7 protein-coding genes are annotated in these 7,671 nt (G+C 29.9%); 1 reads left to right on the top strand and 6 read right to left on the bottom strand.

The annotated features are described in order from the left end of the window. Window positions 1-1,106: 1,106 nt before the first annotated feature. The 6 genes from B4H69_RS10845 to B4H69_RS10820 all read right to left on the bottom strand — a co-directional run bounded on the left by B4H69_RS10845 (window position 1,107) and on the right by B4H69_RS10820 (window position 6,393). The gene (locus B4H69_RS10845; protein WP_180904905.1) at window positions 1,107-1,646 is read right to left on the bottom strand and encodes a hypothetical protein; all 540 of its coding nucleotides are present in this window, start codon (window positions 1,644-1,646) and stop codon (window positions 1,107-1,109) included. A 253-nt stretch (window positions 1,647-1,899) separates the two neighbouring features. Further along, complete coding sequence (locus B4H69_RS10840; protein WP_180904906.1) at window positions 1,900-3,453, bottom strand: ATP-binding protein; 1,554 nt, start codon at window positions 3,451-3,453, stop codon at window positions 1,900-1,902. 1 nt (window position 3,454) lies between these two features. Then, entirely contained in the window at window positions 3,455-3,988 is a 534-nt protein-coding gene (locus B4H69_RS10835) for a hypothetical protein (protein ID WP_180904907.1), read from the bottom strand. After that, window positions 3,988-4,200: a hypothetical protein gene (locus B4H69_RS10830; protein ID WP_180904908.1), complete on the bottom strand. Its 213-nt coding sequence runs from the start codon at window positions 4,198-4,200 to the stop codon at window positions 3,988-3,990. The genes B4H69_RS10835 and B4H69_RS10830 overlap by 1 nt, the downstream gene beginning before the upstream one ends. 18 nt (window positions 4,201-4,218) lie before the next feature. Then, window positions 4,219-5,919 (bottom strand): hypothetical protein, encoded by a 1,701-nt coding sequence (locus tag B4H69_RS10825; RefSeq protein WP_291093942.1) that lies wholly within the window; start codon window positions 5,917-5,919, stop codon window positions 4,219-4,221. Window positions 5,920-5,940: 21 nt separating this feature from the next. Beyond that, the gene (locus B4H69_RS10820; RefSeq protein ID WP_180904910.1) at window positions 5,941-6,393 is read right to left on the bottom strand and encodes a hypothetical protein; all 453 of its coding nucleotides are present in this window, start codon (window positions 6,391-6,393) and stop codon (window positions 5,941-5,943) included. 231 nt (window positions 6,394-6,624) lie between these two features. On the opposite strand from B4H69_RS10820, the gene B4H69_RS10815 reads away from it, so the two are divergent. Beyond that, window positions 6,625-6,828, top strand: coding sequence for a YwbE family protein (locus B4H69_RS10815; protein WP_180904911.1), 204 nt, complete (start codon window positions 6,625-6,627; stop codon window positions 6,826-6,828). Window positions 6,829-7,671: the final 843 nt, after the last annotated feature.

The following is a 7,671-nucleotide window of genomic DNA, read 5'->3' as shown; positions in this document are numbered from 1 at the left end:
AGATTGATTTATTTTAATTTTTATCTAGGACTAAATTAGAAACAGATATTTTAATTAACCGTTTTTAAACGTTTACAATCGAATATGTAGTAGTTTTACGACATATGCATAACATAGTAGCGCATTAATTCAGGAAAATATTTTTAAAATGAATATTTATTCTAATAATATTTTTAGTGTATTTAATTAAATCAAGCCAAATTGTTAACATTTAACTTCTTGTAAAAAATATTTTTTGAAGAAGTTTAGAATTTTTTGGCGTGAAATATATTTCTTTTATAACTAACATTATAAAAGTGTTGTGGATTGTATCTAAATAAGCGTAAATCCTTTTGGTAATTCAGTTTTAGATTTATAAGACTTTATAAACTCAGAAAAATATTCAGAGAAAATGTACATAATATAATTTTAGAGTGTTTATTTAGAATACAACTACTATTATTTTTACGACGTAAAATATAGTCAAGTTTCCTAAAAACATATCATTACTTCTTACAATTATCCTCAAACATACTATAACCATCCCACAATAAATTATGGTTTCACGTAAAAGCAAAAACTATAAAATTAATTCTAAAGAGATTGTGCCTAAAATTAAAATCGCGCAGTTAATTGTAGTTATAACTTTTAAGTATCTTATTTAATATTTCTATTTGTAGTGCTGATATCAAAAATGCTATGGTTAAAAATGAAATAGTTGAAATTGTTTCATTTAAATATAGTTGAAAATCCAAACCATACAATTTCTCTAAATAATCATGACTTATTATCGTACTTATAGCTAAACCAATTCCGGTAGATAAAACAACTGATAGGAATTTAACGAACTTTTGAATTTGACTAAATTCTTTATTTTGTGTTTGAATTGAGTAGATTAGCGATAATCCAAAAGTTAGACCTATTAATAATAATTGTGATTTTAGAGAAATTCCTCCTTTTCTGAACGGAGATTCTATAAAGAAAGAGATAAAAAATATGATCAATAATATTGATAGAATTTTCTTAATTGAAAATAGCATTTTTAAGGTTCAGTGATTTTAATTTTATAAATACAGCTAACGTTTTTTTATACTTGTACAGTAGTTCCACTTGTCAGTAAAAGGTTTCTAGTTTATTACTTCTCCAGTTTCAATCCAATGGTCAACTTTTTTACGTTTTATCATATTTTCGGAATTATCTATTCCATAATCAATTGTATACATATTATCATAACTTCTAAGGTTATTGTTAGATAAAACAATATTTAAAGGAAATAAAAGCCAGCGAAAATTAAATTCCTGTGCATCTGAGTTATATTGATTATATTTTTCTTGCAATTCTTCATTTAATTTTTTGAACTTTTTATCATCATAAAGTTTCTGATTAATCTTGTATTCTGTCCATAAATTATCATTTATTTTATTAGAATTTTTGATGATTGAATCCGATTTTTTTGCTAAAACTTTTAGACTATCAGAAACATTAGAATTAAGTATTAATTTATTTCTTTCAGACATTTTGTCTTTGTATGCAAGTAAAGAATTTTTAGGTTTTTCGTTTTCTTTAATTAGTTCTTTTGATAATCTAAGATTGTAAAAATAAATCAGAGAGGTTATTGCAGTAATAAAAATTAGTAACGTAAGAAGGCAACCTTTTATAAATTTCATAGTTTGACGATAATTCGATATATTTTCGCTAATATATCAATTAACTAAGTTTAATATAAATGTTTCTGAAAATACTATTGACATCCTTATTTTATATAATATTCCTATAAATATAAAAAAAACCATCTCACAATAAATTACGATTACATGTAAAAACGAAAAACCTCATTTAAAAATATTTAAACGAGGTTATTGATTTCTTTCCTTCAATATAGAAAAATGTGTATCTCTAAATTGATAAAAATAAATAAGCTTAAATAATAATAGAACGTTTACCAATTCCTTTATCGTATGGAGAGGTTCCCCATGAAACTCCAGAAGCAGGTACAGCTCTTTCTCTACCCCAATTTCTAATTGATTCAATTTTTTCAGGAGCTGTTTTACTCAATGGAACTATATTTTTAAAACATTTTTCAAAAAGTGTATCATCTACTATCTCATCCCCATGGATAACAGCCTGTATTGCTACATCTCTTACTGCACCCTCAATATCTGATCCTGCAAATCCTTCTGAAATTTCAACAAGTTGATTGAGAGTCTCAGCAGATGGTTGATTTAAAAGATTACGTTTTATGTATAAATTAATAATATCCATTCGTTCAGCTTCTCCTGGTAGATCAACAAAAAATAATTCATCAAAACGTCCTCTACGTAAAAGTTCGGGAGGTAATTTAGAAACGTCATTTGCCGTTGAAACTACAAATACTTTTGCCATACTTTCCTGAAGCCAAAATAAGAATTGTCCAACCATTCGAGTTGAAGTTCCTCCATCATTAGCGCCAGTAGCACCAGAAAGCCCCTTTTCTATCTCATCAATCCATAAAATACAAGGTGCCGCATTATCTGCAGAAGCCAATGCTTCTTTTAATCTATTTTCAGATTGTCCTAAATATTGTCCTTGTATTGCTGCAAGATCAAGTCGATATAAAGGTAAATTCCAATTTGCAGCAATAAATTTTGCTGATAATGATTTTCCACAACCAGGTACACCAACTAATAATACACCACGCGGAGGTCTCATCTTTCTAGCTTTTAAATCAGCTGTTAATAATTGCTTTTGATTATCAAGCCAGCTTTGGAGTCCACTAAGACCAGCTACTGATAAAGTAGAAGGATCAAGCTTCACTTTTTCTAATCCAGATATATCACTAAATAACTTATCCTTTGCATTACTCAACTCTTTGATATCATCTTTTGTCAAAGATCCTTTTGCCATTTGAGTTGCCAATACATTTTCTGCTTCAATCTTTGTCATATTAGCTAAAATAGATGCAGCCATTCTATATTCTGTTTCTTCCCATTCTAGCGGTATAGATCCTTTGTAAGGAATAACACATTCTTTAACCACTTCTAGCATTTCTTCTTCATTAGGCGGATCAAGCGTTATAGTCATTCCCAAACGTTGCAACTGAGGCCAAATACTCTTAGTCGTAATCAAGCAAATACTTCCTCCTCTTTCTATTGCCTGTACAATACAATCGTAGATATGTCTCGAAACTAAATTATCATCTTCTACATCACTAACTTCTGTAAATACAAAAGTTAAATTCTGTCTTTGCGAAATATTTTGTACGGCATAATCTAAACCTCCTGCTACAGAACGATCTTCATTTACACTCTTCTTTGATTTTATATCCATTGTACCATGAGATAAACTATGGACATAAATTGGTATATTAATTTCTTCTGCTAATTGTTGAATAACTTCTAAAACCCGTGCTCTTTCTATACTTCTAATTGAGATAAAAGGTATTCTTGCTCGAAACATTCGTAAAAGCGAAGTTTTGAACTCTGTTTTATTTGCCATATTAAAATAGTATCTTTCTACCTGTTGGTGGTATTAATGTATTTGTTATCTCTTTACTCTTTTTGTTTTCAGATTTAATTTCTTCTGGTAATTCACTCAAATAAAATGCATTCAACATAATTAACATTTGTTCTTTACCATTAGAATTTTTTGAAACATTATCTTTTAAAGATTGTTTAATTTCATTTACAAAGTCTTCAAGATCTTTCTTTAGTGTTTTTTGTAAATTTTCAGGAAAACCTTTTAATCCTACGAATTTATTTAATGGGTATAAATTTTGCTTTCCATTTCTCAAAGCAATTTCAAAGTCATTCATAGTTTTAAAATTTTGAAATTGAAATGAACGGTGAAATTGATCAAGCCAAGATTGTTTACGTTTTTTATAAGCTTCTTCTACTCTTGAATAAAAACGTGAAACTGTTCCAGCATCTACGGTAAAACTTCCATTACTCAAGTCTTCGAAAACCGTATCATTTCCATTCCCGAATTCATCCAATAGTTTAACCCAGTCCGAATATGTTGTTAGCCCTACCATTATTGCGGTTTGATTCGTGGATTTATAAATTGGTTTGGCGGAACTATATCCCAATCAGGAAATTTAGAATTTCCTTTTTCAGCTTCTGTTCTTCCCTGAAACAAATTTGGTTTCGGATTAGTCACACTGCTTTCTTTCTTTTGTTCGATATTATTCTCTTGATTAGTTATTGGGTTTTCATTGGTATTGTCACCTAAAATAATTTTATTCATCAATCTAAGTTTAAAATGTTAAATAATATTTCTTGCCGTTTCTTTTGATATGCTCGAGAAATCTTCGGGAATAATTGATTGTAAAAGCTCTCTTACTTTTTCTGCATTTCTATCTTCCATTGTATGTTCTTTTCTGTAATCAACTGTTTCAGCTATACATCCTCTTAAAACTTCTTTTGCTTTTTGCTTACGTTCTTCGATATTCTCTATTATTCTTTTTTTCTTTTTCTTATGACTATTTAGAGCATTCCATATCAAAACTGCTCCAATACCAAGTCCAACTATACCCGCTATAGGATGCAAACTAAAAGCCCAAAAACCTAGTATACAAATAAATGCTCCAATCAATACACCAGCAAAAGGAAATGAAAGTTCACGAAGTTTAGCATCTAACATATTCTTATAAAAGATTTCTTGCTCTTCTATAAGTTCATTTTCATTACTACCATCTTTAGTAGTTGTTTTGAAATCGTCTATATTAAGTTCAACTAGTTGTGGAATTTTACTTCTACTTTGTGCAGTAAATGTATCGTGAGCTTCAATTATCCAAGGTTGACTTATCGAAACAGCTAGTGCTTGAGTAACTTTTGTTGCCCCAGCCAATTCAGGATTAAACGATGCGTTTGTTAGAAGTTGTAAAAAGTCAACCTTTTCATCGAAAATATGTTTTTCAGCATTCATCATTGCTTGCGCAGCTGTTTTATCTCCATGCATTTGAATGATAAGTTGATTCAATCTAACTTCTTCTTGCAATGGCAATTCTTCATCATCAAAGTTTGTTACCAATAAAGAAAGAATCTCATCTAATTGAACTTTAACACTTTTTGAAAAATCTGCTGAAGAAGATACGATGTCATTAAAATGAGTATTTAAAATATCATGTGTTTTAGCTTCTTTCAAAGAATTTTCTAAAAGATCCCAATTGGTTGAAAACTTCTCTAATAAAGGATATTTACCTTCTGGTAAAGAACCTTTAGCTTCGAAGAATGCTACCCATTGTGATTTTTGCTCGTTAATATACGTATCTCCTTGCGTAAGCTGATCTAACCATTTTTTTACATTTGTTATCATTAATTGTCTTGCAGCAGGAGGAAATACACCGGTTGTTACAGCCTCAAGAATAACGATAAATTCTCTGTCCAAATGATGTGGATTTTGATGCATAAAATAGCGTTCTAACCATTTCATACTCGCTTCATTTCTTGCAAGCCTCCTCATAATTAGCATAAAGAAAAGTGTTGTTTTATAATCATCTCTTTTTAATGCCTCATTCAATGCTTTTTCATTTGTACCTCTATCACTTCTTACCCAAGCTGCTAACGCTACTAAAGCGGGTGCTAACCAGTAACCTGGTGCTTTTATCATCACCTCTTCGGTTGTAAATTTTAATGTATCATCACTCACAACACCTGTATCCACACCTTGTAAAATTCCAGTTGCCATTCTTCGTACATCTGCATAATAACCAAATTTAATCTGTAAATCTTGTTTCAAGTTACCTTGTCGTGTTTCAGCAAGTTGCAAAGCTTTATGTTTAATATCTGCTGCAACAAAATCTGCAAAAGCCTCAGCAAGTTTCACTAATTCACTTTCTAATTGATCTTGTTTAAAATTAAGTGTTCCTAATTCGGAATGTACGCCTGAAAGATCACTACTAATTGACCGTAAAGCACTATTAATAATAGATAGGTCTGCATATGATATTACCTGTTGTGACATATTTATACGTGTTTATTAAATTTATAATTTAGATGCTGTTCCGTCTTCGCGAATTAAGATCATTTTGTCAGTATAAACCTCAACCATTGCATAAGCATTATGCATAGCTACTGTTCTAGCTTTTTCAAAATCACCCTCCATTATTTCATTACTTTTGTAATGTTTAATAATTTGATTACCAATCAAATCAAGTGTATGTACTTCATAAGGATGTCCAAGAAAACATTTAGAAACTATACCCAGGGGCAAACTCGCTAATTCGGCTGTACCAAACTCTTCTTGTATACAATTCATTAACTCCTCCATTCCTTTTGTTTCTGTCAGGGTTTTTGCATCAAGTCCAGCTATCAAATCCATGTATTTTTTTGATCGCTTTCTTAAAATATCTCTATCACTAATAAAACCTGCGGTAATTGTTGACTTTTTGCTGGTATCAAGATTTATATTGTCATTTTGTAAAATTATTCTTGTCATTATTTTTAGTTTTATACTATTTTATCAAATATCAAAAAACTATCTCACAATAAATTATGGTTTCACGTAAAAGCAAAAAAACGCTTTCAAAAAATCTAAATTTTAATTTTTATTGAAAAAGAGGATCAAATACAACTACAATTTCATTATTACCTTCCAGATGAATGTATTTTTTAATTTCCTTTACAACAGAATGAATATCTTTTCCATTTATTTTAAGATATTTGTAATATGGATGGTAAAACAAGAGCAAATATAAAACCTGGTATGCTGGTTAATATTGTATTGAAAAAGGATCAACGAACTGGCGAATTGACTGAGGGTATCGTGAAAGATTTATTGACTTCTTCGCCTTATCATCATCATGGTATAAAAGTGCGTTTGACGGATGGACAAATTGGACGTGTGCAGGAAATTATTGAAGACGATTTTTAGAACGCATCACATTATAAATTAAAAGCTCTTATCAGTATTAGTAGGAGATGTGAGATTTGAGATAATAGATGTGAGATGTAATTTGTCAAACTGATTTCATTTCAGCTTCTTTTTATCGTCAGTCAGAGTGACGTTTGTAAAACGTTGTATCGAAGACTTAGACGATAAATAACAATTACTCACTAATTACTTTATTTATTCATTGTTAAAAGTGAATTTGAATATTGAAAAAGAATTAAGAAAACGGCATTAAAACTCACACGTTAAGAAAATGGTTGAATGCAACGTAAAAAAGGTTTTAGCCCGTAGGGTTTTTAAAATCTTTAGTGAAATGAGAACATTTTTAGTCGAGAGGTTTACAGCCAAGTCTTTTTTCGTTAGTTTTTTTGACTAAAAAAAGTGACAAAAGATTTCTCGATATCTCGAAATGGCATATTGGATGCGATTCTGAGACAAGCTCAGAATGACAGCGAGATGTTATTCTGAATATAATTTATGATAATATGAAGATAATTAGTAGTTCATTATTTTATTACGTTCATTTTTGTCTTGACACAAAAACGAACCAAAAACGTCAAGACTGCGATTTTCGACGTTCAATCTTCATTTTACTCACTAAAAATATTAAATGACTCGCTATCGCTCACTAATCTTTTTTACGCTTGTTTCAATGGATTGAAACTCGTCTGCAAATCGTATGTCGACTCTAAAATCCGTTATTAAAAAAGGATTTGAGTATTGAAAAAAGAGTTAAAAATCCGACGATTTAGAATCGAAATGCAATTCAACTCTAAATTATTGGAATAAAAAAGTTGAGGTGTTTGAACGAAGTGAGTTATCAAC

Origin of the sequence: Empedobacter sp. UBA6745, assembly GCF_002453775.1 — a bacterium.
Lineage (GTDB): Bacteria > Bacteroidota > Bacteroidia > Flavobacteriales > Weeksellaceae > Empedobacter > Empedobacter falsenii_C.
This window is presented reverse-complemented; position numbering and strand designations above follow the sequence as displayed.

Excerpts from the sequence above, each read along its gene's own strand:
- B4H69_RS10845 (WP_180904905.1), bottom strand. The coding sequence starts at position 1,646 with ATGAAATTTATAAAAGGTTGCCTTCTTACGTTACTAATTTTTATTACT.
- B4H69_RS10835 (WP_180904907.1), bottom strand. The coding sequence starts at position 3,988 with ATGGTAGGGCTAACAACATATTCGGACTGGGTTAAACTATTGGATGAA.
- B4H69_RS10830 (WP_180904908.1), bottom strand. The coding sequence starts at position 4,200 with ATGAATAAAATTATTTTAGGTGACAATACCAATGAAAACCCAATAACT.
- B4H69_RS10820 (WP_180904910.1), bottom strand. The coding sequence starts at position 6,393 with ATGACAAGAATAATTTTACAAAATGACAATATAAATCTTGATACCAGC.
- B4H69_RS10840 (WP_180904906.1), bottom strand. The coding sequence starts at position 3,453 with ATGGCAAATAAAACAGAGTTCAAAACTTCGCTTTTACGAATGTTTCGA.
- B4H69_RS10825 (WP_291093942.1), bottom strand. The coding sequence starts at position 5,919 with ATGTCACAACAGGTAATATCATATGCAGACCTATCTATTATTAATAGT.
- B4H69_RS10815 (WP_180904911.1), top strand. The coding sequence starts at position 6,625 with ATGGATGGTAAAACAAGAGCAAATATAAAACCTGGTATGCTGGTTAAT.